The organism is Bradyrhizobium paxllaeri (assembly GCF_001693515.2).
Lineage (GTDB): Bacteria > Pseudomonadota > Alphaproteobacteria > Rhizobiales > Xanthobacteraceae > Bradyrhizobium > Bradyrhizobium paxllaeri.
Genome location: NZ_CP042968.1, coordinates 7,540,619 through 7,564,875, shown reverse-complemented (window position 1 = coordinate 7,564,875; position 24,257 = coordinate 7,540,619). Strand labels below are relative to the sequence as shown.

22 protein-coding genes are annotated in these 24,257 nt (G+C 63.3%); 12 read left to right on the top strand and 10 right to left on the bottom strand.

Translation table 11 applies throughout. The features are described from left to right. Positions 1–20 precede the first annotated feature (20 nt). The 3 genes from LMTR21_RS36175 to LMTR21_RS36165 all read right to left on the bottom strand — a co-directional run bounded on the left by LMTR21_RS36175 (position 21) and on the right by LMTR21_RS36165 (position 1,904). On the bottom strand, positions 21–266 hold the full coding sequence (locus LMTR21_RS36175) for a PilZ domain-containing protein (RefSeq protein ID WP_065752224.1): 246 nt from the start codon (positions 264–266) through the stop codon (positions 21–23). Positions 267–383: 117 nt separating this feature from the next. Continuing rightward, positions 384–1,406 (bottom strand): aldo/keto reductase, encoded by a 1,023-nt coding sequence (locus LMTR21_RS36170; protein ID WP_065752223.1) that lies wholly within the window; start codon positions 1,404–1,406, stop codon positions 384–386. Positions 1,407–1,478: 72 nt separating this feature from the next. Continuing rightward, a complete protein-coding gene (locus LMTR21_RS36165) occupies positions 1,479–1,904 on the bottom strand; it encodes a PaaI family thioesterase (protein ID WP_065752222.1) in 426 nt (141 codons plus the stop codon). Between the two features lie 79 nt (positions 1,905–1,983). Between LMTR21_RS36165 and LMTR21_RS36160 the strand changes: the two genes are divergently transcribed. The 3 genes from LMTR21_RS36160 (at position 1,984) to LMTR21_RS36150 (ending at position 5,084) form a co-directional block, all read left to right on the top strand. After that, positions 1,984–2,613, top strand: a complete 630-nt coding sequence (locus tag LMTR21_RS36160; protein ID WP_065752221.1) for an NUDIX hydrolase — start codon at positions 1,984–1,986, stop codon at positions 2,611–2,613. Between the two features lie 193 nt (positions 2,614–2,806). Continuing rightward, positions 2,807–3,787 carry a Bug family tripartite tricarboxylate transporter substrate binding protein gene (locus LMTR21_RS36155; protein ID WP_065752323.1) on the top strand — a complete coding sequence of 327 codons (981 nt, stop codon included), beginning with the start codon at positions 2,807–2,809 and terminating at the stop codon, positions 3,785–3,787. 103 nt (positions 3,788–3,890) lie between these two features. After that, on the top strand, positions 3,891–5,084 hold the full coding sequence (locus LMTR21_RS36150; RefSeq protein ID WP_065752220.1) for a hypothetical protein: 1,194 nt from the start codon (positions 3,891–3,893) through the stop codon (positions 5,082–5,084). 42 nt (positions 5,085–5,126) lie between these two features. On the opposite strand, the gene LMTR21_RS36145 is transcribed toward LMTR21_RS36150, so the two are convergent. Continuing rightward, positions 5,127–5,432 (bottom strand): hypothetical protein, encoded by a 306-nt coding sequence (locus LMTR21_RS36145; RefSeq protein ID WP_065752322.1) that lies wholly within the window; start codon positions 5,430–5,432, stop codon positions 5,127–5,129. A gap of 199 nt (positions 5,433–5,631) precedes the next feature. On the opposite strand from LMTR21_RS36145, the gene LMTR21_RS36140 reads away from it, so the two are divergent. Beyond that, complete coding sequence (locus tag LMTR21_RS36140) at positions 5,632–6,111, top strand: hypothetical protein (protein ID WP_065752219.1); 480 nt, start codon at positions 5,632–5,634, stop codon at positions 6,109–6,111. 7 nt (positions 6,112–6,118) lie between these two features. On the opposite strand, the gene LMTR21_RS36135 is transcribed toward LMTR21_RS36140, so the two are convergent. The 3 genes from LMTR21_RS36135 to LMTR21_RS36125 all read right to left on the bottom strand — a co-directional run bounded on the left by LMTR21_RS36135 (position 6,119) and on the right by LMTR21_RS36125 (position 10,798). Further along, the gene (locus LMTR21_RS36135; RefSeq protein ID WP_065752218.1) at positions 6,119–7,336 is read right to left on the bottom strand and encodes an EAL domain-containing response regulator; all 1,218 of its coding nucleotides are present in this window, start codon (positions 7,334–7,336) and stop codon (positions 6,119–6,121) included. 449 nt (positions 7,337–7,785) lie between these two features. Next, complete coding sequence (locus LMTR21_RS36130; protein ID WP_065752217.1) at positions 7,786–8,745, bottom strand: TAXI family TRAP transporter solute-binding subunit; 960 nt, start codon at positions 8,743–8,745, stop codon at positions 7,786–7,788. Positions 8,746–8,770: 25 nt separating this feature from the next. Beyond that, positions 8,771–10,798, bottom strand: a complete 2,028-nt coding sequence (locus LMTR21_RS36125) for a TRAP transporter permease (protein WP_065752216.1) — start codon at positions 10,796–10,798, stop codon at positions 8,771–8,773. A gap of 274 nt (positions 10,799–11,072) precedes the next feature. Between LMTR21_RS36125 and LMTR21_RS36120 the strand changes: the two genes are divergently transcribed. Continuing rightward, on the top strand, positions 11,073–11,879 hold the full coding sequence (locus LMTR21_RS36120; RefSeq protein ID WP_065752215.1) for an SDR family NAD(P)-dependent oxidoreductase: 807 nt from the start codon (positions 11,073–11,075) through the stop codon (positions 11,877–11,879). Positions 11,880–11,888: 9 nt separating this feature from the next. On the opposite strand, the gene LMTR21_RS36115 is transcribed toward LMTR21_RS36120, so the two are convergent. Both LMTR21_RS36115 and LMTR21_RS36110 read right to left on the bottom strand, forming a co-directional pair. Further along, positions 11,889–13,433: a cation:proton antiporter gene (locus tag LMTR21_RS36115; protein WP_065752214.1), complete on the bottom strand. Its 1,545-nt coding sequence runs from the start codon at positions 13,431–13,433 to the stop codon at positions 11,889–11,891. A 79-nt stretch (positions 13,434–13,512) separates the two neighbouring features. Beyond that, the gene (locus tag LMTR21_RS36110) at positions 13,513–14,283 is read right to left on the bottom strand and encodes a hypothetical protein (RefSeq protein ID WP_065752213.1); all 771 of its coding nucleotides are present in this window, start codon (positions 14,281–14,283) and stop codon (positions 13,513–13,515) included. Between the two features lie 217 nt (positions 14,284–14,500). Here LMTR21_RS36110 and LMTR21_RS36105 point away from each other — a divergent pair, with 217 nt between their 5' ends. The 6 genes from LMTR21_RS36105 to LMTR21_RS36075 all read left to right on the top strand — a co-directional run bounded on the left by LMTR21_RS36105 (position 14,501) and on the right by LMTR21_RS36075 (position 22,264). Continuing rightward, positions 14,501–15,265 (top strand): tetratricopeptide repeat protein, encoded by a 765-nt coding sequence (locus LMTR21_RS36105; RefSeq protein ID WP_065752321.1) that lies wholly within the window; start codon positions 14,501–14,503, stop codon positions 15,263–15,265. Between the two features lie 140 nt (positions 15,266–15,405). Continuing rightward, positions 15,406–16,764, top strand: coding sequence for a tetratricopeptide repeat protein (locus LMTR21_RS36100; protein WP_065752212.1), 1,359 nt, complete (start codon positions 15,406–15,408; stop codon positions 16,762–16,764). Positions 16,765–16,907: 143 nt separating this feature from the next. Continuing rightward, positions 16,908–18,818: a propionyl-CoA synthetase gene (locus LMTR21_RS36095; protein ID WP_065752211.1), complete on the top strand. Its 1,911-nt coding sequence runs from the start codon at positions 16,908–16,910 to the stop codon at positions 18,816–18,818. 253 nt (positions 18,819–19,071) lie between these two features. Beyond that, positions 19,072–19,341, top strand: coding sequence for a hypothetical protein (locus LMTR21_RS36085; RefSeq protein ID WP_065752320.1), 270 nt, complete (start codon positions 19,072–19,074; stop codon positions 19,339–19,341). Between the two features lie 12 nt (positions 19,342–19,353). Further along, complete coding sequence (locus tag LMTR21_RS36080; RefSeq protein ID WP_057862481.1) at positions 19,354–19,560, top strand: DUF6494 family protein; 207 nt, start codon at positions 19,354–19,356, stop codon at positions 19,558–19,560. A 244-nt stretch (positions 19,561–19,804) separates the two neighbouring features. After that, the gene (locus LMTR21_RS36075; RefSeq protein ID WP_084030535.1) at positions 19,805–22,264 is read left to right on the top strand and encodes an MASE1 domain-containing protein; all 2,460 of its coding nucleotides are present in this window, start codon (positions 19,805–19,807) and stop codon (positions 22,262–22,264) included. Positions 22,265–22,356: 92 nt separating this feature from the next. On the opposite strand, the gene LMTR21_RS36070 is transcribed toward LMTR21_RS36075, so the two are convergent. Beyond that, positions 22,357–23,055, bottom strand: a complete 699-nt coding sequence (locus LMTR21_RS36070; RefSeq protein WP_065752209.1) for a DUF1013 domain-containing protein — start codon at positions 23,053–23,055, stop codon at positions 22,357–22,359. A 219-nt stretch (positions 23,056–23,274) separates the two neighbouring features. Between LMTR21_RS36070 and ispH the strand changes: the two genes are divergently transcribed. Further along, complete coding sequence (gene ispH, locus LMTR21_RS36065; protein WP_065752208.1) at positions 23,275–24,252, top strand: 4-hydroxy-3-methylbut-2-enyl diphosphate reductase; 978 nt, start codon at positions 23,275–23,277, stop codon at positions 24,250–24,252. The last annotated feature ends 5 nt before the right edge of the window (positions 24,253–24,257 follow it).

Below are 24,257 nucleotides of genomic sequence, written 5' to 3'. Positions count from 1 at the left end.
CGCGACGGCGGCTGTCCGGATCAGACTTCGAAATGAACCCCGATCCGCGTCTCCTTGCGCCAGACAACGCGGCACGGCATATGGATGTGATCGGGTTCGATCACCAGCGTGAAGCGTTCGGGAATGCCGACGGGGGAACTCACCTCGAGGGCGGCGCCGGTTTCGGAGAGATTGCGGACGGTGCAGTCGATGGTGGCGCCGCCGCCAAACGAGATCCTGCCCGCCTTCAGCAGGCGCCGCGGCGGTGCTGTTCTGTGCTCGTCCACCACAATGGACCTCCACCTGAACAGCGAAGTTTCCACGGCGAGGTTACTATCCCGTTACCGTGCATTTGAACTGTACTACAACGAAGGGTGGTAGGTGCCACCAAGCCGGTTTTCAGCTCACTGGGAATGGCCATCCGTCCGCGCCCGCCGCCCTTCGATCGGATAGGCCGGATCATTGAACCCCGGCGTCGACGGGTGGCCGCTGACGACCAGGCGGTCGATCAGCGCCTCGTCTTCCGCCGTGAAGCGATAGTCGAGCGCCTTCACGTAGTCGTCCCACTGCTGCTCCGTGCGGGGCCCCGCGATTACCCCGCTGACGAAGGCTGAATTCAGTACCCATGAAACCGCGAACTGTCCGGCGGTGATGCCGCGCGCCTCGGCGTGGCGCTTGATCTCCTGGGCCAGCTGCAGCGATTCCGGCCGCCATTCGGTCTGCATCATGCGCTTGTCGGCGCGGCCGGCGCGCGTCTCCCTGTCGGGCGCAGCATCCGGCCTGTACTTGCCGGTCAGCACGCCGCGCGCCAGCGGGCTATAGGGCACGATGCCGAGGCCGTAATAGCCGCAGGCCGGAAAGTGCTCGACCTCGGGCATGCGGTTCATGGCGTTGTAATAGGGCTGGCTGACGATCGGGCGGTCGATGCCGTTGTTGTCGCAGATGTTGCAGATTTCGGCGACGCGCCAGGCGCGGTAGTTCGAGACGCCGAAATAGCGGATCTTGCCCTGGCGCATCAAATCGCCGATGGCGCGCACCGTCTCCTCCAGCGGCGTCGCGTGATCCTCCTTGTGCAGATAGTAGATGTCGATGAAATCGGTGCCGAGCCGCTTCAGGCTCTCTTCCGCCGCCTGCATCACCCAGCGCCGCGACAGCCCGCCGCGATTGGGATCGTCGCCGATCTGGTTGGCGAGCTTGGTCGCCAGAATCCAGTTCGCGCGATTGTTTGAAATGGCGCGGCCGACCACCTGCTCGGACTGGCCGCCATTATAGGCGTCCGCGCTGTCGATGAAATTGATGCCGGCCTCGCGCGCTTTCGCGATGATGCGCGACGACGTGGCCTCGTCGGTCGGGCCGCCGAACATCATGGTGCCGAGGCAGATCGGAGAAATCTTCAGGCCGCTGCGGCCGAGTTGGCGGTATTGCATGGGATAGGTCCTCTGTCCTAGGTCGTCATTCCGGGTTCGATGCTGCGCATCGCCCCGGAATGACGGCAATTCTCAACTCTCGCTCTTCAATATCTTGAACACACCGCTCGCCATCGCGATACAGCGTTTGTCGACGGTGACTTCCGTGGTGATGAAAATCAGGCTGCGGGTCGAGCGCACCACATGCGGCCTCGACACCAGGATTTCGCCGATCTTGCCGGCCTCGACAAAGTGCGTATCGAGCTGCACGGTCGCCAGCGTCGGCTTGCCGGAAACGAAGCGGGCGGTCATGCCGCAGGTGCGGTCGGCAAAGGTCATGATGACGCCGCCCTGCACCAGGCCACGGCGGTTGTGGTGCTTGTCCTCGGTAGCAAGCGCGTATTCGTGGTTGCCGTCGACGACGCGCTGCCACAACGGGCCGATCAGGTGCAGGAAGCCGGTGGTTTCGACGATCTTCCAGCCGTCGGATTTGAGTTTGTCCGCGGCCTTGGTCGTCATGTCGTGCGTTCCGTTTCCTGCAGGTGGTCATGCGGTTTGGATCATTTCATCGGCTGCACTTGTGTTGTAGTCAAGCCGGATGGGCCGGTCATTTGACGATACCACACGGCGGAATATCGCAGAACTCTGCGCGGCCTTCACGCGGGCGCCCTCGGATGGCGCAGGGCCCGAGCTGAAGCGCGCGGCGGTGGCCATTGCGCTCACGGAAGGCGAGGGCGGCGGGGAAACGACGTTTCTCCTCACCCGCCGCGCCGCCACCTTGCGTTCGCATGCCGACCAATGGGCGCTGCCGGGCGGGCGCTGCGATCCCGGCGAGACGCAGGCGCAGGCCGCGCTGCGCGAACTGCACGAAGAACTCGGCGTTGGCCTCGGGGAGGGCGATGTGCTCGGCCTGCTCGACGACTACCCGACGCGGTCGGGCTATCTGATCACGCCTGTCGTGGTGTGGGTGAGCACCAGTGCCGATATCGTTCCCAATCCTGCGGAGGTCGCCTCGGTGCATCGCGTCGCGCTCGACGACATCGAGCGCGAGGACGTCTTCAGCTTCACCACGATCCCCGAAAGCACGCGGCGCGTGATCCGCTTCCGTCATGCCGGCCAGCACATCCACGCGCCGACGGCGGCACTGATCTACCAGTTTGCCGAAGTGCTGGCGGGAAGAAGCACTCGCGTCGCCGAACTGGAACAGCCGGTGTTTGCCTGGCGATAGGGAGGGCCAAGCCGTCATTGCGAGGAGCGAAGCGACGAAGCAATCCATCTATCCGTTATGCCGCGCGATGGATTGCTTCGCTGCGCTCGCAATGACGGAGCAAGCGTCGCATGCGCGTTCCGCTTGCGAACATGCAACGTTTCAGCGACGATACCGGACCAACAAGAAAAACAGTCCTGGGAGCACGCTCAACATGCCCACTTGGAAAATATTGGCTTGCGCGGTCACCGCGATCATCGCGCTGACGGCGGCATTCACCGGCGCGCATGCCCAAACCTATCCCGCGCGCGCCATCACGCTCGTCATTCCATTCGCGCCGGGCGGCAGCACCTCGATCGTTGGGCGCGCGATTGCCGACAAGATGAGTGAGCTGCTCGGCGAGAAGGTCGTGGTCGACAACCGCCCCGGCGCCGGCGGCACGGTCGGCACCAAGGCGGTCGCCAAAAGCGATCCGGACGGCTACACCCTGCTGCTCGGCTATACCGGCACGCTGGCGATCGGTCCCTCGCTCTACAAAGCTCCCGGCTACGATCCGCGCAAGGATTTCGCGCCGATCGGCATGATCGGCAACGCGCCGAACTCGCTGGTCGTGCATCCGTCATTCCCCGCGAAAAGCGTCGCCGAACTGATCGCTTATGCAAGGGCCAATCCCGACAAGGTCAATTTCGGCTCGGCCGGCGCCGGCACCGCCAGCCACATCACCGGCGAATATTTTGCCCGCGCGGCAGGGATCAAGCTGGTGCACATCCCCTACAAGGGCACCGGCCCGGCGTTGACGGACCTGTTGGGTGGCCACATCCCGATGGCGTTCGCGCCGATCCCGGCCTCGCATGCCAACGTTGCCGCCGGCAAACTGCGTGCGCTGGCGGTAACCAGCACGACGCGATCGAACCTGTTGCCCGATGTGCCGACCATGATGGAAGCGGGGCTCGCTGCTTTCGACGCCTCGCTCTATTACGGCCTCGTGGCTCCCGCCGGCACGCCGCGGCCGATCGTCGACAGGCTCAACAAGGCGCTACGCGACGCGCTGACCTCTGAAGAGGTGAAGAAGCAGCTCGGAAATGACGGAACCGAGATCACACCCGGCACGCCGGAAGATTACGCCGGGTTCATCGACAAGGACGAGAAGAAGTGGTCGCAGCTCGTCAAGGCCAGCGGCGTCGAGCAGGAGTGACTTTCTCCCTTCTCGCACAAGGGAGAAGGAAGGTACGGCAGCGCCACCTATTGTCGCGGCCTTTCGGGGCTGACTTCGCAGGGATGCTTGCTACAAGGGGGCCATGCGCCTGCCTTTGATTCGCCTGGGTTCCGGATGTGTCGCGCTCGCGCTGCTTGCGGGTGCGCCGCCTGCCGTGGCCATCGAGCCGCTCCCTGCCTCGACCGCCGATGCGATGGCGCAAGCCGCCTCGCCGCAGGCGATGGCCGAATACCGCCGCAAGCTGAAAGAGTATCAGGATGCGCGCGCCGCGTTCGACGAGGAGGCGGGCGCCTATTGGGCTTCGATCTCGGAGAAGCGGAAGGGCCGCAACGCCAAGCGCCGGGAACGCCAGACCATCACGCTCGACGACTACGTGCTGGCGCAGCCGCCGGTCTACAGCGGTCCGAAGCGGCCGGTCAGCCCGGAGCCGGAGGAAGAGAAACCGCCGCGCGAGCGCAAGCCGCTGCCGGTGGTCGCCGATTTCCTGAAAGCCGCCGCCGAGCAGTTTCATTTCACGCCGCAACGGCCGTCATCCGAGATCGAGTTCAAGCGTGCCTATGCCCGTTACGCACTGGCGGCAGGCCTGACGCGCGAACAGGCCATACGGGTCTACTCGTTCGAGACCGGCGGCAACGGTAATTATGACATGCAGTCGGGGCTGAATCCGTCGAAGCCGGGCTCGCGCGCGATCTCGACCGCGATCGGCTACAACCAGTTGCTCACGACCAACACCGTCGAACTGCTGGCCGAGCAGGGGCACGAACTCATCAAGGAATTGACGGCAAGGGCCGCGACGCTGTCAGGCGCGCCGCGCAAGGCGATGGACCACAAGCTTGCCGTGCTGAAGAGGATGGTGGCGTTCACGCGCACGGTGCCGGACACCTGGTCCGAGCATGAGAAGCTCGCCAATACGCCGCAAGGCTGGGCAGTGCACGCCATGGTGCTCGATGTCGACATCGGACCGATGCTGCAGACCCACAAGCTCCTGACCTCGGTCCATTTCGCCCGCGCCAAGGGCTATAATCGGCCGCTGACGGCCGCCGAACTCGAAATGATGAACCTGACCGGCGATGGCACCGGCCTCGACATGGTGACCATGCCGCAGGCGATGCGCGAGCGGGTGCCGACCTCGAATTTCTTCCAGCGCGGCGGCTACGAACGCAACCCGGTCGCGATCCGCCACAACACAGTGGCGAAGCTATTGGCGGTCACCGACGAGCGGATGGATTTCAACTCTGGCAAGCCCGGCGCGAAGGAACTGGCGGCGGCGTTTTAGGTGGTCTCTTCCCTTCTCCCACAAGGGGAGAAGGAAGAAAACTCAATCCGATCCGAACATGAACTTGCCGTCACTCTCGAGATAAGGGCCGCTGCGCATATAGAGCTGGCCGTTCTGGCCGATGAAGAACAGCGTGCCCTTTGGCACCTTCTTGGCGCCCTTGAGCAGAAGGCCGGCATTGTTGGTGCCCATCTTGTAGGACAGCGTCTTGCCGTCCTTGCCGTAGGCATAGCCCATGTCCGACTTCAGCTCCCAGGGCGCGGGCGCCGCCGCTTGCGCGAATGCCGATGTCGCCAGCCCCGTCACTACGGCCGCCACCAAAACTGTTTTTGTCGAAACGCTTGTCATCACATCCTCCCCGCAAGCCATTCGGCTTCCTGTCCCACGTTTTTGAACAAATCACGAACGATGTGATGCCGTCAATCTGCACCTTCGACGCATCACACCGCCCTTGAGACTTTGTGATTTCCCGGCTTCGACTTCGCGACTATGTTCGCGTTTCCGGCTACAAGCATGCATTGCGAAAAACGTCATAGGGATGGTCAGGATGAACGTCGTCATGAAGATCGGTCTTGGTGTTGCGCTGTCGTTCATGACGCTGGCCCAAGCGGCAGAGGCCAACGACTTCAAGCTTTCCAACAACCAGCGGATCGCCTGCAGTCGGGGATTGAGCGCAGGCAAGCTCAACACGTCGACCTGCAAATCCTATGCTTACGTGTTCAACACCAAGACGTCGGAATATTTCCGTTGCCAGGTCTCGCTGGCGCTGACGCGGGACAACAAGGAGGTCATCAACGTGCAGGCCGACGGCAGCTGCGCCAAGAGGCCCCGCATCTTCGATACCGATTCGAGTTATTCGTTCGATGCCACCGAAACCGAAGGGCCGAACACCAATTCGTTCTTCGGTCCCGGCGGCTATGCGATTTGGGCCAGCGACAACAATGCGCTGAAGGTGCGCGGCTGCATCATCATCTCGTCCGGCCTCGGCTCCGACATCTCGAAATGCATCGACATGAAGTTCGAGTGAGCCTGGTTCAGAGAACCTTCTCGGCACCGGCTGCAAGCTGAGAGCGCGAGCGCGCGAATTTCCGCACGCCCACCGGCTTGCCGAACAGATGGCCCTGGACCAGATCGAAGCCCATGTCATGCGCGGCGAGGTAATCGCCGCGGCTCTCGATGCCTTGCGCGGTGGCGCGGGCGCCGTTGTCGCGGGCCAGTTCGACGATCCGCCGGCATACCGTCTGCTTCAGCCGGTTGTCCGCGCAGCCATTGATATATTGCCGGTCGACCTTCAGTTCGGCGAACGGGAAGCTCCGAAGCTCCAGGAGCGAAGGCCATTCCGTGCCGACATTGTCGATGGCGATGGCGATATTGTGCAGGCGCAGGCGTCTGGCGGCGTCTACCGCGAGATCCGGCTGCTCGACCACCTCGCTGCTGTTGATTTCGATGAGGAGCCCGCCGAACGCGGGGTGGGCGGGCATGGCGCTGCAGAGATCGCGCACCGCCGCCGCGTTGCCGAAGAACGATACCGGCAGGTTAACCGAGAGGTCGACCGGACCCTGGCTCTCCAGCAAATAGCGCCAGTCCTCGATGGCGCGGCCGATCACGAATTCGGAGAGACTGCGAAAATGCGGATCATTGTCGTCAGGAATGAAGTAGGCAGGCGGGACCACGCCCCAAGCCGGATGCCGCATCCGGACCAACGCTTCCGCGCCGCTCGGCATCAGCGTGCGGGTGTTGATCTTCTGCTGATACCACAATTCTAGCCAGCCGGCCTTCAACGCCTCGGCGACGTCGACCGCGGGACTTGGCGCCGGCTCGGCCGGCAAAAGCTCCGAGACGGTGGCGCGTAGGCTCGCCGCGCCGAACGGCGTCGGCAGGGAAGGGAGCATGGCAATGCCGTATTCTTCGCCAATTTGCCGGACGGCCTTAACCATAATCGAGTCGGGTTGACCGATCACGAGAACCTTGCCGCCGAAATTTCTCCGAACGATGGCCTCGAGAATTTCGCCGACATTGATCCCGTCGACGCACACGCTGAGCACGATCAGATCCGGCTGCTCCGTCTGTAGTACGCCGGCCAGGTCCGCGGCCTGACCGCATTCGCAGGTCACGAACCCGAGATCCTCGAGAGCGTCGGAAAGGAACAGCCGGAGGTGTTTTTTGCTGTCGATGACGCAGGCTCTCGGCGTCAGCTTCCGGTGCCCGAAGTGAACTGCGCGCGAATGCTCGCTGAAGTTGATCTGCTCCATGCCGCCCTCCCGACAAAATACCCCGGCGCCATTGGTACATCCGCGTTGAGGTCGCAATAATGGAATTTTGCGGAAGGTCACATGATTACTTCAGTAGGGTTAAAGCCGCCGACAAGAATAAAATTTTAGAGGAATTGCCAGCCTCGACGGCGCCAACAGGCGCACGGGCGGTGCATTCCGCCGAATTCGCAGACTTCAATGCGTTGATGCCCCGCTTAAGCGGTATCCGATCTGCCTCGCGTGTTAACGCCTGTGGTCGCGCGCTGGCGCCGCGATGGTCGTCGGCTTGCGAACACCGCGAAAACGCTTTCCGCGGGGGCAGCCATGCCGCGACGCACACAAGCCTCTGCTTGGCAAAAAAATGACCGCGGTCTCTGGCAGACCGCGGTCACTGTATCTTCCGGCCGGAGATCGCTTCGGCTCCGTCGCCGGACGGCGAGTATCGAGGCCTAGCCGCCGACGCCCTTCTCCTTGAAGTATTTCAGCGCGCCGGGGTGGAACGGGATCGGCGAGCGGTCCTGCACCTGGTTGTCGAGCGTAAAACTCTCGGCTTCCTTGTGCACGGCGACGATGTCGGCCTTCTTCTCCACCAGCGTTTTGACGATGGTGTAGGCATCCTCGTTGCTCATCTTGTCGCCGGTGACGATCAGGTTCCAGACTTCGGTGATGGAATTGTCCTTGTCGTAGCCGGGATACGAGCCCGCCTTGATCTTGCTGGCCGAATAGAGCTTGCCGTATTTGGCGTTCATTTTCTCGGCCAGGTCGCCATGGTCGACCAGCTTCATCTTGATGCCGGGCGTCGCCGCGAGATCGGTGACCGCGGCGGTCGGAATGCCGCCGACCCAGAAGAACGCGTCGATCTTGCGGTCCTTCACCGCATTGACGGATTCGGCGACACCGAGCCGCTCGCGCTTCATGTCCTTGTCCTTGTCGAGGCCGGCGGCCTCGATGACGCGGAACGCCATCACTTCGGTGGCGCTGCCGGGCGATCCCGTCGAGACGCGCTTGCCCTTGAGGTCAGCCATGGTGTTGATGCCGGTGCCTTCCACCGTCACCACATGCATGCGGTTCGGATACACCACGAGCAGCGCCTGCAACGGCACCTTGCCGCTCTTGAACTTGTCCTCGCCCTTCAGCGCATCGAGCGCGGCATCGGCCATGGTGAACGCAAGCTCGCTCTTGCCGGCGCCGATCAGCTTGAGATTGTCGACCGAGCCGCCGGTGACTTCGGCGGTGGCCTGCACGTTGGGCAGATTCTTCGAGAGCACGTTGGCGACCGCGCCGCCGAGCGGATAGTAGACGCCGCCGGTGCCGCCGGTGCCGATTGACATGGTTTTCTGCTGCGCGTGAGCCGCGCCGGCAAAGGCGAGCCCCAGCGTCATTGCCAATATTGCTGTAGTCTTTTTCATTTTTGTCTCCTCAATCGCTTCTTCGCTATGTTGTGAGCGCAGGTCGCTCTGGCGACCGCGTTCTGGCCTGCCACAGCAATACGCCGAGACCGATGATCAGGCCCGGCACATAGGTGTAGCTGATATCGCGTCCGATGATCCATTCGACGATTGCCTCAATCAGGCTCGGGAACACCAGCAGCAATCCGGATAGCAGAAGCAGGCCGCGCTCGACCGCTGTATTTTGTCGCAGTGCCCAGTTCTGGGCAAACGCAGCCAGCGCCAGCAGCCCCAGGCTTGTCTTGATCGTGATTTCGATGATGTCGACCCACGATCCGCCCTTGGGGATCGACATCAGCAGGCCGCCGCCCTGCGGGTCGAGCACGAACACGAAGGGCACCAGAAACGCCGGCAGTGTGTATTTCCAGGATTGCAGCGTGGTCCTGTAGGGATCGCCACCGGTGATGGCGGCCGCCGCGAACGGAGAGAGTGCTGTCGGCGGCGAAACCTCGGATAGAACGGCATAGTAGAAGATGAACATATGCGCAGCGTAATCGGGTACGCCGAGCTTGATCAGCGCGGGCGCCGCGATGACCGCGCAGATGATGTAGGACGCGGTTACCGGCACCGCGAGGCCGATGATCCAGACGATCAGGGAGGTGTAGATCGCGGTCAGCAGCAGGCTGCCGCCGGCATAGGCGATGACGATCGACGAGAATTTGAGGCCGAGACCGGTCAGCGTCACGATGCCGACGACAATGCCGGCGCAGGCGCAGGTGGTCGCGGCGTTGAGCGCGCCGATCGAGCCGTCGGCCAGTGCCTTCACCAGCTTGCTCGGCACCAGCGCGGTCTCCCGGCGCAGGAAGCTCAGCGCAAAGGTGACGACAATGGCGTAGAACACCGATAGCGACGGCGAGTAGCCGATGACCATGAAGAAGACGACGGCCAGCAGCGAGATGAAGTGGAAGCCGTACCGCCTGGTCATCTGGCCGAGCGACATCTCCGGCGTGAACGTCACGTTCTTGGCGTGGAATTTCTTGGCGTCCAGTTCCACCATGAACAGCAACGACATATAGTAGAGACAGGTCGGGATGGTCGCCATCCAGATCACGTCGAGATAGCTGATCTTGAGAAATTCGGCGATCAGGAACGCGGCGGCGCCGAGCACCGGCGGCGACAGAATCGCGCCGAGACCGCCGGCTGCGAGCAATCCGCCGGCGGCGTTCTTCTCGAAGCCGGCCTTCGCCATCATCGGATAGGCCACGGTGCCGATCATGACGGTAGTGGCGACGCCCGATCCGGAGGGGCCGCCGAGCAGGAACGACGACAGCACCACAGTGCGGCCGGCGCTGTTCGGCTTGCCACCCATCAGCGCCAGCGAGAAGTCGATGAAGAACTTGCCGGCGCCGGAATGCTGCAGGAATGCGCCGTAGATGGTGAACAGGATGATCAGCGTCGCCGACACGTCGACCGCGACGCCGAAGATGCCCTCCAGCGTAATGAAGAGGTGACCGACCAGGCGGGCCAGATCATAGCCGCGATGGGTCCAGGGCGCCGGCAGATACGGACCCAACATCGCATAGGCGATGAAACACAGCGACACCACGGGCATGATCGCGCCGGTGGTGCGCCGCGTCGCCTCCAGCAGCAGCACGATGAAGACGATACCGACGATCACGTCCCAGCGGTCGGGCGTGGTGGCGCGGTCGGTAAAATCCTCGCCACCCCACAGCGCATAGACGATGGTGGCGACCGCGACGATCCCGGGGACGACGTCCCACCAGCGCACGCGGTTGCGGAAGCGCGTCGCCAGCGGAAACAGCAGGAAACTCAGCACCAGCGTGAAGGCGACGTGGGTGTAACGAAGTTCCTGGGTCGGAACGATGGCGTAGGCGGCGTAGAGGTGAAACAGGCTCATGACCACGGCAATCGTGGTCGAAATCCTTCCCGCCCACCCCATCAGGCGGTTGGCCGCGCCTTCCTCCGCCTCGATGTAGGCTTCTGCCTTGTGCAGCGCTTCGTCGGATACCGCGACGATCTCATCATTGGGCGGCGTTGTCTTGTCTGCTGCCATACTTTCCCCGGGGCCCGTTAACTCTGGAGACCCGGTGTCCTGCGGGCCTTTCGCGGGCGCATTCAGTCCAATTTGGGTAACCGTGGCAAGGGCCTTGTAGGCGTATTTCGGGGGCATCTGTTAGCTTATCGGACGACTTGACCCGGGGGGCGTCGTCATCCGTAGCCCGGATGCAGCGAAGCGAAATCCGGGGAAAGTGCCAAACAAGAATCCCGGGTTGCGCTTCGCTTCACCCGGGCTACAAGAAAATAGTTTGAAAGGGAGAAGAAAGTCGATGGAACGGCTCAAGGGCAAGACGGCGATGGTGGTGGGCGCGGGCTCGATCGGGCCCGGCTGGGGCAATGGCAAGGCGACCGCCGTGACCTTTGCGCGCGAGGGTGCGCAGGTATTTTGCGTCGACCGCAACGCGGCTGCGGCCGAGGAAACGGTGAAGATCATCACCGGCGAGGGCGGCAAGGCGATGGCGCATACGGCCGATGTCTCGAGGGCCGCCGAGGTCGAGGCGATGGTCACGGCCTGCCTGAAGGCCTATGGCCGCATCGACGTGCTCGACAACAATGTCGGCATCGCCGAAGTCGGCAGCGTGGTCGAGGTGGCGGAAGCCGAATGGGATCGCGTCTTCGCCGTCAACCTCAAGAGCGCCTATCTCTCCATGAAGCACGTCATTCCTGTGATGGTCAGGCAGGGCGGCGGCTCGATCATCAACATCTCCTCGATCGCCTCGATCCGCCACGTCGGCATTTCCTATGTCAGCTACAACGCCAGCAAGGCCGCGATGAACCAGATGACGCGCACCACGGCGGTCGAATTCGCTTCAAAGCATGTGCGCGTGAATACGATCCTGCCCGGGTTGATGAAGACGCCGATGGTCGAACATTCGGCCGGCCTTGCGCAAAGCTACGCCAAGGGGGACGTCGAGGCGATGTGGCGGGCACGCGACGCGCAGGTGCCGATGGCACATATGGGCGATGCCTGGGACGTCGCCAACGCGGCGCTGTTTCTCGCCTCGGATGAATCGAAATATGTTACCGGCATCGAGCTCGTGGTCGATGGCGGCATCACCTGCAAGTCGGGCGCCTGACGCGTCCCGTTACGCCTGTGCGCTCAATTCGGCGCGGTCGAGTTCTTCTTCCACCTGGTGGAAGGCGTCGTCGCTGATCTCCTCGAGATCGCGCATCCTCAACAGCGCCGCTCGTGCCGCACCGATGGCGCGGCGACGCAGCGGATCGGCCGGCAGCTCGCTGGTCGCGATGCCGGTTTCGGGTTCGGTTTCGGCACGCAGCAGCACGGCGCGGTATTCGAGCCGCAGGATCTCGGCCTCCTCGGACGGATCGGCTTCGATCGCCTCAAGCGCGGCGCGATAGGCGGCGCAGCGGGCTTGAGCCGCCTCGCGCGCGACCGGATCGTCCTCCTCGAATTTCAGCGCGAGGATCAACGGCCGCAGCGTCAGGCCCTGGAGCACGAGGGTCCCCAGCACCACGGCAAAGGCCGTCAGCAGGATGAGATCGCGATACGGGAAGTTCTCGGGCAACGCGAAGGCGGCCGCCAGCGTGACGATGCCGCGCATCCCGCACCAGGACACGATGATGCCGCGTTCCACACTCGGTACCGCGGGAGACACGTGCGCAGGAAGCAGGCCGTACGCGTTCAAGGCGCGCAGCAAGGCGCCATATGGCATCACCCAGGCGACGCGGGCGAGGATCACGACGGCGAGGATCACTGCGGCAAAGCTGCAATATTTCAACCGCACCTCGTCGTTGAGCCCGGACCAGATCGGATTGAGCTGCATGCCGATCAGGATGAACGCCAGCACGTTGAGCACGAACACGACGGTTTCCCACACCGCATAGGAGGCCACGCGCAGCCGCGCCGGGGTACGCTCGGGCGCGGTGCGCGCGATCGTGATCGCATAGGCGACGATGGTGAGGATGCCGGACAGCCCGATATGCTCGGCGACGATCCATACCATGAAGGTGCCGGCGAATTGCGTGATGATCGCGCTCGGCGCCTCGGTGATGCGGCGCGTGATCTGCGTCCAGACCCGCGCGAACAGGAAGCCGGCAATGAGGCTTCCGAACAGCGCCAGCGCAACTGAGGGCACGAACTCGTGCACCTTCATGTGCTCGGCGGCAACCAGGCCGACCGCGACGCGGTAGATCAGGAGCGCGCTGGCATCGTTGAGCAGGCTTTCGCCCTCGAGGATCTTCTGGATGCGGTACGGCAGGTTGACCTGGCGCAGGATTGCGGTGGCCGCCGCGGCATCGGGCGGCGCCACGATGGCGCCGAGCGCGATCGCGACCGCCCATGGCATATCCGGGCGAAGCCAGTGCGCGACCACAGCGACGGTGGCGGTCGTGACCCCGACCGCGACCAGCACCAGCGTCGAGACCGGCAGCCAGTTGTTCCTGAGGTCGCGCAGCGAGGTGTCGAAAGCGGCGTCCAGCAGCACCGGCGCCACGAACAGCGCCAGCGCCAGCTCAGGCTGCAGCGTCCACGACGGACTTGAGGGTACGAAGGCGAGCAGCATGCCGCCGATCGCAAGAAAGGTCGGATAGGGCACCTTGAGCCGCCGCGCCAGCGCGGACAGCAGGACCGCGCCAAGCAGCAGTCCAATAATCCATTCGAATGCTAGCAAATTTGGGATTCCCTGCCGGTCGAGATCGATGTCACCATCAATCTAGCACTAACCGGCAGGAAGGTATTCTTTCCGTTCGCTACTGCGCCATCGCCAGGATGCCGCCGGCGAAGGAATGCCAGAGCGGTGTGACGCTGATCGGCCAGTTCAGGAATTTCACGGCGATCAGGGCAAGGCTGCCATAGACATAGACCGGATGCGGCCGGCCGCGCGTGCGCCAGTCGAACACCATGGCGGCCACCAGCAACAGATAGGCGACGATGGCGGGCGGGATGGTCACCGGCACCGGGGGCGGACCTAGAGGGCCGGGAGGAGCCAGGAAAGTGAGAAACCAGCGGGCGACCGCGGCGTCGAGCAACGAAATGCTGGCCAGCAGCATCAGCCGCTTGTGCGTTTCAGGCTTGCGGATGGCGGCAATGGCGAGCGCAAAGACCACCGCAAAGAACAGAATTCCGCTGAGCGGGACAATCGCGAATGCGATTCCGTCATCGGTCATTCCGGCCGCCGCCGAGCGCTTCATCGCGTTGACCGCAACCAGGAAGCCGAAGATCGTCATCGCGGTCGCCAGCGAGACGCCGATCATGCCGACGCTGCGATGCCGAGCAACGTTGCCGGAAGCCGCAAGCCAGCTTTGGAATGCGAAGTAAAGCGACCAGGCGAAGAACAGCAGGCCGTGAAAATGCACGACCGGCGAGGCCGAAAACGACCGCTTCGCCAGCGGCAGCCAATAGGTCGGCGCAAAGCCGAGAAAGGCAACCGCCATGCAGGCCAGCGCCATGTAGAAGTAGAAATAACCGGACTGGGACTGCGCGATGGCGCGCGGCGGACTGAAGTCGGTAAATGTGGTCATGGTTGTTGAGTCCGTGACATCAGCTAAAGGTTCACGACAAATATTATGACGAAGAGCATCCATTCGCGTGTGAAGGAGGTCACTCCTCTCGCGCGCCATCGTTCGGCCAAAATCTGTCCAGAGGCGAACAGGGAAAAATCGACGCGGACCGTTGTCGGAAAAGCGCGGGCCTTGCTAGGATCGGATGCAATCGACAGCGTATTTCCGGGTCAATTCGATGCGAGGCCATTCCGATATCCGCAACATCGCAGCCGCATGCCTGCTGTGGATCGGGTTGGCGCATGGTGCATCGGCCACGGGCGTCGAGCCGGCCAAGGACCTGCGCGCCGATCCCGCGCCCTGTCTCGCCGCCGCCCGCGCGCAGGATGACGACAAGACCGTGAATGTCTGCGGCGCGCTGATCGACAACGACAGGACCGACAAGGCTGACCGGATCAAGGCTCTGATCGCGCGCGCCGAGGCGCATGAGCGGAAGGGCATGAGTTATCGCGCCATTCGCGACTATGACGACGTGCTGCGGCTCGATCCGACCAATGCCGACATTCACAACGCACGCGGCGAACTCTGGCGCAAGAAGGGCGATCTGCCGAAGGCGGTCGCCGATTTTGCCGCGGCGATGAAGCTGAACCCGGAGCACGCCGCCGCCAGGGCGAACCATCGGGCGATGGCGCAGGAGCTGGAGCGGCTCGGCGCGCTGAAGGCGATCGCCGGCAAGCCGAGCTTCAATTGCGCCACCGCGCGCCGCAAGGTGGAAAAGGCCATCTGCGCCAATCCCGAGCTCGCCGACCTCGAGCGGGACGTCCATGTGTCGTATGTCCGGGCGACCCGTGAAGACATGACCCCGGCCCAGGCCCGCAAGCTGCGCCGCGAGCAGGAAGAGTTCATCGCCCGCCGCAACGCCTCGTTCGGCCGGCCCGGCTACGACTTGCAGAAGGCGATGAAGCAGCGCCTGCAACAGCTCAACGGGGTCGACGGCTATTGACCAAAGCAGATGTTTCATCCCGAAACACCATCTTTCTGGTGCCGGCCGTGGCCGCCTTTCGAACCTCGGAAAGCGCTGTTGCGACAGACTGGCGGGAGCGGCGTTAGCCGCGATTTAGGCCAGCATTTCAAGAGCCGATCATGCGATCATTCATTTCGTCATTTGCCGCGAGCGCGGCGTTAATCCTTGCCATCCTGGCTGCCACGGGCGCCGGCGCGCAGACGACCGCCGAGCGGCCGATCGTCTGCGAGGCGCTTTCGGCTGCCGAACCCGCGACGCTGATCGACGTCTGCACCGCGCTGATCGACAATCCGGCGACGCCGGAGAGCGAGCGGCTCGACGCCATGATCACGCGTGCCGCCGCGCTGCATAATAGTGGCCAGAGCGACAAGGCATTGGCCGAAATCGCTTCCGTGATCGCCAAGGATCCCAACCGCGCACGTGCGTTCCGCGCCCGCGGTGAAATCCTGCGCCAGACCGGCAAGGTCGAGGCCGCGTTCGAGGCGCTGAACCAGGCGATCCGGCTGGAGCCGGACAATGCTACCGGCTATGCAAACCGCGCCAATGCTTTCAACAATGCGAGGAAGTACGACCGCGCCATCGAGGACTATAACGAGGCGCTGCGGCTGAAGCCGGATTTCGCGCAAGCTTTCTCGGACCGCGGCGCCGCCTGGTATTTCAAGGGCGAGTATCAGAAGGCGATCGCCGATTACGATGAAGCGCTTCGCCTCGAGCCGCACCGCGCCCGCACCTACAGCAACCGCTCCGCGGCCTACCGCAAGCTCGGCCGTACCGAGAAAGCGATCGAGGACGTCACCACGGCGATCCGGATCGATCCGACGCAGCCGGAATTCTTCGATAATCGCGGCCTCGACCTCGCCGGCAACAGTGACTATGCGCGCGCGATCGCCGACTATGACGAGGCGATCAAGCTGCGCCCCGAGGCAAAATTCCTGACCAACCGCGGTGATGCCTATCAGGCGCGGAAGGATTACGACCGTGCGATTGCAGACTATGACGCAGCGTTGAAACTGGATCCGAAATTCCAGCGCGCCTACAACAATCGCGGCGCGGCCTGGGTCAAGAAGGGCGATCGCAGCCGGGCGCTGAAGGATTATGCGGAAGCCGTCCGCCTCAATCCTTCCGACAGCACCGCCGCCGCCAATCACAAGGAGATTACGCAGGAAATCGAACGGCTGGGTTCGCTGAGCTACCAGAAGAACCTGCCGAGCTTCAACTGCGCCACCGCCAAACGCCAGGTGGAAAAGGCGATCTGCGCCGACGCGAGCCTCGCCCAGCTCGACCGCAACATCAGCGATGTGTTCCTGCGGGTGATTGCGAGCGCGGAAGCCGACAGCCATCGTGCCGCGCTGGCGCTAACCCGACAGCAGCGCGATTTCATCGACAAGCGCAACGCCTCGTTCGGCAAGCGCGGTTATGACCTCCGTCAGGCGATGGAGGATCGGCTGGAGAAGCTGAATACGATAGCTCGGCAGTAAGGTTTTGCCGAACGGCCAATGTATTACGGCTTGATCTGGCGCAACTTCGCGTGACAATGCCCCTGAAATAATGTCGCTCAGCCGTCATGGCCCGGCACAAGGCCGGGCATGACGACGATGGGCGAACACGCGGGGAGTGCGCCATGAATGTTAAGAACAACAGCAGGTATCACGAGGTCCACGCCCGCTCGCTGGCCGACCCCGAAGGGTTCTGGGCCGAGGCGGCGCGCGAGATCGACTGGATCGAGCCGGCCAAAAGGATCTTCGATCCCTCGATGGGCGTCTATGGCCAGTGGTTCGCCGGCGCCGTGGTCAACACCTGCTACAATGCGCTCGACCGCCATGTCGTGGGCGGACGCGCCGACCAGGTGGCGCTGATCCACGATTCGCCGCTCACCAACTCCATCTCGAAATTCACCTATGCCGAGATGCTGAAGGAGGTGCAGACGCTCGCCGCCATCATGGCCGACTTCGGCGTCGCCAAGGGCGACCGCGTCATCCTCTATATGCCGCTGGTGCCGGAGGCGGTGTTTGCGATGCTGGCCTGCGCGCGGATCGGCGCGGTGCATTCGGTGGTGTTCGGCGGCTTTGCCGCAAAGGAACTCGCAAGCCGGATCGACGACGCCAAACCGAAACTGATCTTCTCGGCGAGCTGCGGCATCGAGCCCGGCCGTATCGTGCAGTACAAGCCGCTGCTCGACCAGGCGATCAGGCTTTCAAGCGCAAAGCCGCAGGCCTGCGTGATCCTGCAGCGGCCGCAGCACCCTTGTGAACTCATGGCCGGCCGCGATCATGATTGGGCAACGCTGCGCCGCGCCGCGCTCGATGCCGGCAAGGCCGCGCCTTGCGTGCCGGTGCTGGCAACCGATCCGCTCTATATTCTCTACACGTCAGGCACCACGGGAATTCCCAAAGGCGTCGTGCGCGACAATGGCGGGCATCTGGTTGCGCTGAAATGGTCGATGTTCAATCTCTACGGCGTCAAGCCCGGCGAGGTCTGGTGGTGTGGCTCCGACATCGGCTGGGTGGTCGGCCACAGCTACATCGTCTATGGCCCGCTGATCCATGGCGCGACCTCGATCATGTATGAGGGCAAGCCGGTCGGCACGCCGGATGCCGGCGCGTTCTGGCGCGTGATTTCCGAGCACAAGGCGGTCGCGCTGTTTACCGCGCCGACCGCCTTCCGCGCCATCCGAAAGGAAGACCCGGAAGGCAACTTCATCCGCAAATACGACCTGTCGAAATTCCGCACGCTGTTTCTGGCCGGCGAGCGTGCCGATCCGCCGACGGTGGAATGGGCGGAAGCGCAGTTGAAGGTACCGGTCATCGATCACTGGTGGCAGACCGAGACCGGCTGGTGCATCGCCGGCAATCCGGTGGGGCTGGGCATGCTGCCGGTCAAGCACGGCTCGCCGACGGTGCCGATGCCGGGCTATCAGGTCGACGTGGTCGACGAGGCATCCAAGCCCGTGCCCGCCGGCACCATGGGCTCGATCGTGATCAAGCTGCCGATGCCGCCGGCCTGCCTGCCGACGCTGTGGGAGCAAGACGCGCGCTTCAAGGCAGCCTACCTCACGGAGTTCCCCGGCTACTACAAGACCTCGGACGCCGGCTACAAGGATGAGGACGGCTATGTCTGGGTGATGGGGCGCACCGACGATATCATCAACGTCGCCGGCCACAGGCTCTCCACCGGCGGCATGGAGGAAATCCTGGCTTCCCATCCCGACGTCGCCGAATGCGCGGTGCTGGGGATCAAGGATGCGATCAAGGGCGAAGTGCCGTGCGGCTTTCTGGTGCTGAAGGCCGGTGTCGCGCGCGCGCCTGTGGAAATCGAAAAGGAGATTGTGGCGCTGGTGCGCGACAAGCTCGGCCCCGTAGCGGCGTTCAAGCTCGCGATCACGGTCGGGCGGCTGCCGAAGACGCGCTCCGGAAAGATCCTGCGCGGCACCATCAAGAAGATCGCCGACGGCGAGAGCTGGACCATGCCGGCGACGATCGAGGACCCGAAGGTGCTGGATGAGATCGGCGATGCGCTGAAGGGCAGGGTGTAGGGATCACCGTCATTCCGGGGCGATGCGAAGCATCGAGCTATGGGGCGCCCTTGCGCCCCTGAGAATCTCGAGATTCCCCGATGCGCAATTGCGCATCTGAGGTCTGGTCCTTCGGACCATCCCGGAATGACGAGTTCCTTGTCATGCCCGGGCTTGACCCGGGCATCCATCATCGTCAAAGCAGGCTGCCATTATTTCGATGGATTGCCGGGTCAAGCCCGGCAATGACGAGATGGAAGAACGGGAGCCCCGCATGCAGTTTGGACTCGCAAGACACGTCATCGCACTCCTGCTCATCGCCCCCGTGCTCGCCGGCTGCCTGGAACGTGGCCAGCCGACCATGGTCGATACCAGCGCGGACGACGACGCATTCTGCCGCGCCAACAATGTCGCGGTCGGCTCGAACGAGTACGTCAACTGCCGCAAGAACCGCGACGTGCAGCGTGGCAATGCCAACGCCCGCGCCGACCGCGCCCAGCGCAATATGGCCGAGCAGATGCTGAACAACCCGGTCCGGCCGTAACAGGAGGTCCTCATGAACGAAGACGTCTTCAACGCCAGCCTGCGCAAGTTTCTGAAGCAAGTCGGCGTCACCTCGCAACGCGAGATCGAAAAGGCCGTGCGCGATGCGCTCGAGGCCGGCAAGCTCAAGGGCCACGAGAAGCTGCCGGCGAAGATGGTTCTGACGATCGGCAGCATCAGCCTCTCGCATGAGATCGACGACGAGATCGAGCTGGGCTAGGAGCGATTTCGCCTTTTGGATTGCGTGCGCGCAAGGTGCCGGCTCCGCGCGAAGCGTGACTGCCGGACCTGACGGGCGCCGTCTGCAGTGACGCGTTGACCCGGCGAGAACGCCCGATTCCGCTTGTCAGGCCGCCTCCGGCCTCAAATACTGATGGCACGCCTGGCCCGTTGCAAGAACTGACCGACAAAGGAGCGGACGACAGGGCCGATGCGCTGAAACCTAATGCTTCGCGGGCAAGGCAATGGCATTGGACGTCGCTACGACTGATGTATCCCGGGCACAGATGCGCCAAGCCTGGCAGCCGTGGGCCGTGTCGGTCGCAGTCGCAATCGTCTTCTTCCTCGCCGCGCGCCTCAGCCTCGCTCTGCTCGACAAGTCCGACGGCGTCGCCGTGTTCTGGCCGGCTGCGGGCGTGGCCACCGGAGTTTTGGTGGCGTTCGGTCCGGCGCTACGGTGGCCGGTCGTGGTCGGGGTGGCCGCTGCCACTGTCGCAGCCAATCTGCTCGGCGACCGCAATCTAGCCAGCACTGCTTTCTTCGCTGTAGCGAATGCCAGCGGTCCCCTCATCGTCTCAGGGCTCATCCAGCGATTTTGCGGCACCCCATTCGAACTCGATAAGTTGCGTTGCGTCCTTGGATTATTCGCCGCCACGATCGTTGCTGCCATGATCGATGGTTTGGTCGGCATGCTCGGGTTTGTGTTCTTCCATGCCCCGGCCGCATCGCCTGCGGCGGTATGGAGTCATTGGCTCGTTTCCGACACGGTGGGTACCATCACCGTTGCACCACTTGTGATCGGCCTCGCATCGTTCCTGCGTAATGCGCTGCCGAAGCGCGAAATTGCGGAGGGAGCTTTCGCGCTTGCGATCGTGGTCACCCTGTGTGTCCTCCTCGTCATTCTGCCCAACAGGCCGTGGATCTTCGAACTGGCGATAGCCTCGCTTGCTCCGCTGTTCGTGTGGATCGCTGCCCGCGTTCGCCCGGCCTTTACGGCGATCGCAACGTTCCTATGCGCAATCACGATCGTGTGGACGACCATATTCGCCGTCGGTCTTTTCGGCGACCCGCGGTCGCCGATCGAGGAACGTATTTTGTCCGCCCAAGCCACCATTCTGGCCACGTCGTTCGGCGCGCTGGTTCTCGCGGCGCTCTTTAGTGAGCGACGGCAACACGAGACTGCGATTCTCGAACGGGAGCGTCGGCTGGAGGAAGCGCTTCGGGCCGGCGGTGTGATCACCTTCGACTGGGATCTCCAGACTGATCTGATCGAGGTAAGCCGGAATGCGGCTGAAGTTCTCGGCCTAGCTCCACAGCAATTTATCAAGGGTGCGAACTGGATAAAACAGGTCCATCCCGATGACCGCCCGTCGATCACGGCTCGCCTGGGCGCGGTCCGTCCGGACGACCCCTCGCATTCGATGACGTTCCGGTTCATGCGACCGGACGGGCGCGGCGAAGTGTGGCTGGAGCAGGTTGCCATCACGCGCGTTGACTCGGCCGGGAAGCCGATACGCATCGGTGGCCTGATGACCGACATCACCGAGCGGAAGCGGTTCGAGGGAGAGATTTCCCGCGCCTGGAAATCGGCCGCATTGGCGGACCGGGCAAAATCCAGCTTCCTGTCGGCTGCCAGCCATGATTTGCGACAGCCGCTGCAAACGCTGAGATTTCTGCAAGGAGCGCTCGGGCTGCACCTCACGGGCGGCGAGGGCCGCGAGCTTGTCGACGGGATGGCCCGATCCCTCGACACCATGTCCAGCATTCTGTCGAGCCTGCTTGATGTGAATCGTCTCGAGGCGGGAAGTCTTCGTCCGTCGAAGAGCGACTTCGCGATTACTGAGATATTTGATTCGCTAGCGGCCGACTTCTCCGGTGCCATCACGGACAGAGGCTTGCGGTGGCGCATGGTGCGTTCGGGACTCCTGGTCCGCAGCGACAAGCGCATGCTGGAGACGATGATACGAAACTTGCTTTCGAACGCACTGCGATACACCGATCGGGGCAGGATACTGCTGGGTTGCCGGCGGGTGGGCGACAAGGTCCGGATCGAAGTCTGGGACAGCGGCATCGGCATTACGCAGGATCAGCTCCCGCATATCTTTCAGGAATACTATCAGGGCTCGCCCGAAGCGGAACGCGGCGGCCTCGGATTAGGCCTGGCGATCGTCAGGCGTCTGGGGAAGATGCTGGATCATCCGATCGGTGCGCATTCCACGCCCGGTAAGGGCACCGTCATTACGATTGAGGTCCCGCGCGGCGACGGGAACGGCGGCAGGCGCGAACGGGTGCAGAAGCCGCGATATGAGCAGGGTGACTTCCGCGGCACCATTCTTGTCGTCGAGGACGAGGCGAGCGTGCGCGCATCGATCAGCCGCCTGCTGAAAGCGCGCGGCATAGAGGGGATCGTGGTCGCAACGGCAAGCGACGCGCTGGCGCGCGTTCACCGTCAGGAAATCCGACCCGACTTGCTGCTATGTGACTACAATCTTCAGGGTTCGACAAACGGCGTGACGACAATCGGTGACTTGCGGTCGGCTCTCGGCCGAAACGTCCCGGCCATCATCATGACCGGAGACATCCGGTCGGAAGTGGTGGAGCCGATTGCCGCGCAGGGCATTTCGGTCCTGCTCAAGCCGTTCCTGGCAGACGAACTTCTGCAGCACATTGCGCGGCTCTCGCGTGAACAGGCTACCCCCAGTTAAGCCATCCCGATCGCGCGGTGATCGCGCCCTCAAAACAAAAAAACGCGGCAGGTTGCCCCGCCGCGTTCGAAATCAGCCGTAGCCGGCAACCTTTACTCCTCGTCGTCGTCCTGCTTCTTGCCGCCGATCGTCTTCAGCTTGGCGAACACGGCGTCGAGGTTGAGGTCGTCTTCCTTCTTTTCGCTCGGCTCGAATTCCGGCTCCTTCTTCGTGGTCTCGGAGGCCGGGAGCAGGGTGGCGCCGCCATAGGCCGCGGGCACCGGCTTTTCCTTGGCCGCGCGCTGCACCTCGAAATCGAGCTCGATCTGCGAGCACAGGCCGAGCGTTACCGGGTCCATCGGGGTCAGCGTCGAGGCATTCCAGTGGGTGCGGTCGCGGACCGAGGCAATGGTGGTCTTGGTGGTGCCGACCAGGCGCATGATCTGCGCGTCCTTCAGCTCAGGGTGGTTGCGGACCAGCCACAGGATCGCACTCGGGCGCTCGTGGCGGCGCGATACCGGGGTGTAGCGCGGGCCCTTCTTCTTGGCGGCCGGCGGCAGCACCACCTTGCTCTCGCCGAGCTTGAGGCGGTAATTCGGGTCTTTTTCGCCCCTTTCGATCTCGTCGCGGGTCAATTGGCCCGTCGAAATCGGATCCATGCCCTTGATGCCCTGGGCGGCGTCGCCGTCGGCGATGGCGCGGACCTCGAGCGGGTGCATCTTGGTGAAATCGGCCACCTGGTCGAAGGTCAGCGCCGTATTATCGACCAGCCACACGGCCGTCGCCTTGGGCATCAGCGGTGCATTGCTCATGGCAAATCTCCTTTGTGCCTCGCCCACCTCTTTTGGAGGCGAAGCCTATGGTCATCGGGGATGACGGGAATTAAGGCGCTATATACGCCTTCCAGCCCCTTTGGCGCAATGGTCTGCTAAAGTGCCTTGACAGAGGGCGAAAGCAGTCCCAAGTCCTTATACGAATTGGCCGTTCCCAGCCCGCCGGCTAGGGGTGATTCGGTCCCCGAGATAGCCCCAATGCCTTCTGTGTCAACGCCAGCGAAACCAGACCTCAGAATCGTGCTTTGTTCCCCCCGTGGCTTCTGCGCCGGGGTGGTGCGGGCCATCGACACCGTGGAGCGGGCCCTCGCCATCTACGGCGCTCCCGTCTATGTCCGTCACGAAATCGTGCATAACCGCTACGTGGTCGACAGCCTGAAGACCAAGGGTGCGATCTTCGTCGAGGAACTGGCCGAAATCCCCGACAATACCAACGCACCGGTGGTGTTCTCGGCCCACGGGGTTCCGAAATCGGTTCCGGCCGACGCCCGGGCCCGCAATTTCTTCTCGCTGGACGCGACCTGCCCGCTGGTCACCAAGGTGCACCGCGAGGCGGCGATCCATTTCAAGCGTGGCCGTGAAATCCTCTTGATCGGGCATTCGCACCACCCCGAGGTGGTCGGCACGCTCGGCCAGTTGCCGCCGGGCGCGGTGACGCTGATCGAGACCGCCGAAGACGCCAAGACCTTCACGCCGAAGGATCCGGACAACCTCGCCTTTGTGACGCAGACGACGCTGTCGATCGACGACACCGCCGAGATCGTAGCCCTGCTCAAGGAGCGTTTTCCGAACATCAACGGGCCGCACAAGGAAGACATCTGCTACGCCACCACCAACCGCCAGCTTGCGGTGAAGAAGGTGGCGCCGGTGGTCGATGCGCTGATCGTGGTCGGCGCGCCGAACTCCTCGAACTCGCAGCGCCTGCGCGAAGTCGCCGAGCGCGAGGGCTGCCCTGTCTCGGTGCTGGCGCAGCGCGCCTCGGATCTCGACTGGTCGCGCTTTGAGGGCATCAAGAGCCTCGGCATCACCGCAGGCGCCTCCGCGCCGGAAGTGATCGTCGAGGAGATCATGGGCGCTTTCGCCGAGCGTTATGAATTGCATGTGGAGACGGTTTCGGCCGCGGAAGAAAACGAGTTCTTCCCGCTGCCGCGCTCGCTGCGACCCGACGCCGCCTGAGGCTT

What these genes read in the sequence shown, in the direction of transcription:
- LMTR21_RS36140 (WP_065752219.1), top strand. Translation starts at nt 5,632, where the DNA reads ATGAACGTCGTCATGAAGATCGGTCTTGGTGTTGCGCTGTCGTTCATG.
- LMTR21_RS36130 (WP_065752217.1), bottom strand. Translation starts at nt 8,745, where the DNA reads ATGAAAAAGACTACAGCAATATTGGCAATGACGCTGGGGCTCGCCTTT.
- LMTR21_RS36075 (WP_084030535.1), top strand. Translation starts at nt 19,805, where the DNA reads ATGGCATTGGACGTCGCTACGACTGATGTATCCCGGGCACAGATGCGC.
- LMTR21_RS36145 (WP_065752322.1), bottom strand. Translation starts at nt 5,432, where the DNA reads ATGACAAGCGTTTCGACAAAAACAGTTTTGGTGGCGGCCGTAGTGACG.
- LMTR21_RS36150 (WP_065752220.1), top strand. Translation starts at nt 3,891, where the DNA reads ATGCGCCTGCCTTTGATTCGCCTGGGTTCCGGATGTGTCGCGCTCGCG.
- LMTR21_RS36165 (WP_065752222.1), bottom strand. Translation starts at nt 1,904, where the DNA reads ATGACGACCAAGGCCGCGGACAAACTCAAATCCGACGGCTGGAAGATC.
- LMTR21_RS36095 (WP_065752211.1), top strand. Translation starts at nt 16,908, where the DNA reads ATGAATGTTAAGAACAACAGCAGGTATCACGAGGTCCACGCCCGCTCG.
- LMTR21_RS36110 (WP_065752213.1), bottom strand. Translation starts at nt 14,283, where the DNA reads ATGACCACATTTACCGACTTCAGTCCGCCGCGCGCCATCGCGCAGTCC.
- LMTR21_RS36125 (WP_065752216.1), bottom strand. Translation starts at nt 10,798, where the DNA reads ATGGCAGCAGACAAGACAACGCCGCCCAATGATGAGATCGTCGCGGTA.
- LMTR21_RS36070 (WP_065752209.1), bottom strand. Translation starts at nt 23,055, where the DNA reads ATGAGCAATGCACCGCTGATGCCCAAGGCGACGGCCGTGTGGCTGGTC.
- LMTR21_RS36120 (WP_065752215.1), top strand. Translation starts at nt 11,073, where the DNA reads ATGGAACGGCTCAAGGGCAAGACGGCGATGGTGGTGGGCGCGGGCTCG.
- LMTR21_RS36100 (WP_065752212.1), top strand. Translation starts at nt 15,406, where the DNA reads ATGCGATCATTCATTTCGTCATTTGCCGCGAGCGCGGCGTTAATCCTT.
- LMTR21_RS36080 (WP_057862481.1), top strand. Translation starts at nt 19,354, where the DNA reads ATGAACGAAGACGTCTTCAACGCCAGCCTGCGCAAGTTTCTGAAGCAA.
- LMTR21_RS36170 (WP_065752223.1), bottom strand. Translation starts at nt 1,406, where the DNA reads ATGCAATACCGCCAACTCGGCCGCAGCGGCCTGAAGATTTCTCCGATC.
- ispH (WP_065752208.1), top strand. Translation starts at nt 23,275, where the DNA reads ATGCCTTCTGTGTCAACGCCAGCGAAACCAGACCTCAGAATCGTGCTT.
- LMTR21_RS36105 (WP_065752321.1), top strand. Translation starts at nt 14,501, where the DNA reads ATGCGAGGCCATTCCGATATCCGCAACATCGCAGCCGCATGCCTGCTG.
- LMTR21_RS36155 (WP_065752323.1), top strand. Translation starts at nt 2,807, where the DNA reads ATGCCCACTTGGAAAATATTGGCTTGCGCGGTCACCGCGATCATCGCG.
- LMTR21_RS36085 (WP_065752320.1), top strand. Translation starts at nt 19,072, where the DNA reads ATGCAGTTTGGACTCGCAAGACACGTCATCGCACTCCTGCTCATCGCC.
- LMTR21_RS36160 (WP_065752221.1), top strand. Translation starts at nt 1,984, where the DNA reads ATGGGCCGGTCATTTGACGATACCACACGGCGGAATATCGCAGAACTC.
- LMTR21_RS36135 (WP_065752218.1), bottom strand. Translation starts at nt 7,336, where the DNA reads ATGGAGCAGATCAACTTCAGCGAGCATTCGCGCGCAGTTCACTTCGGG.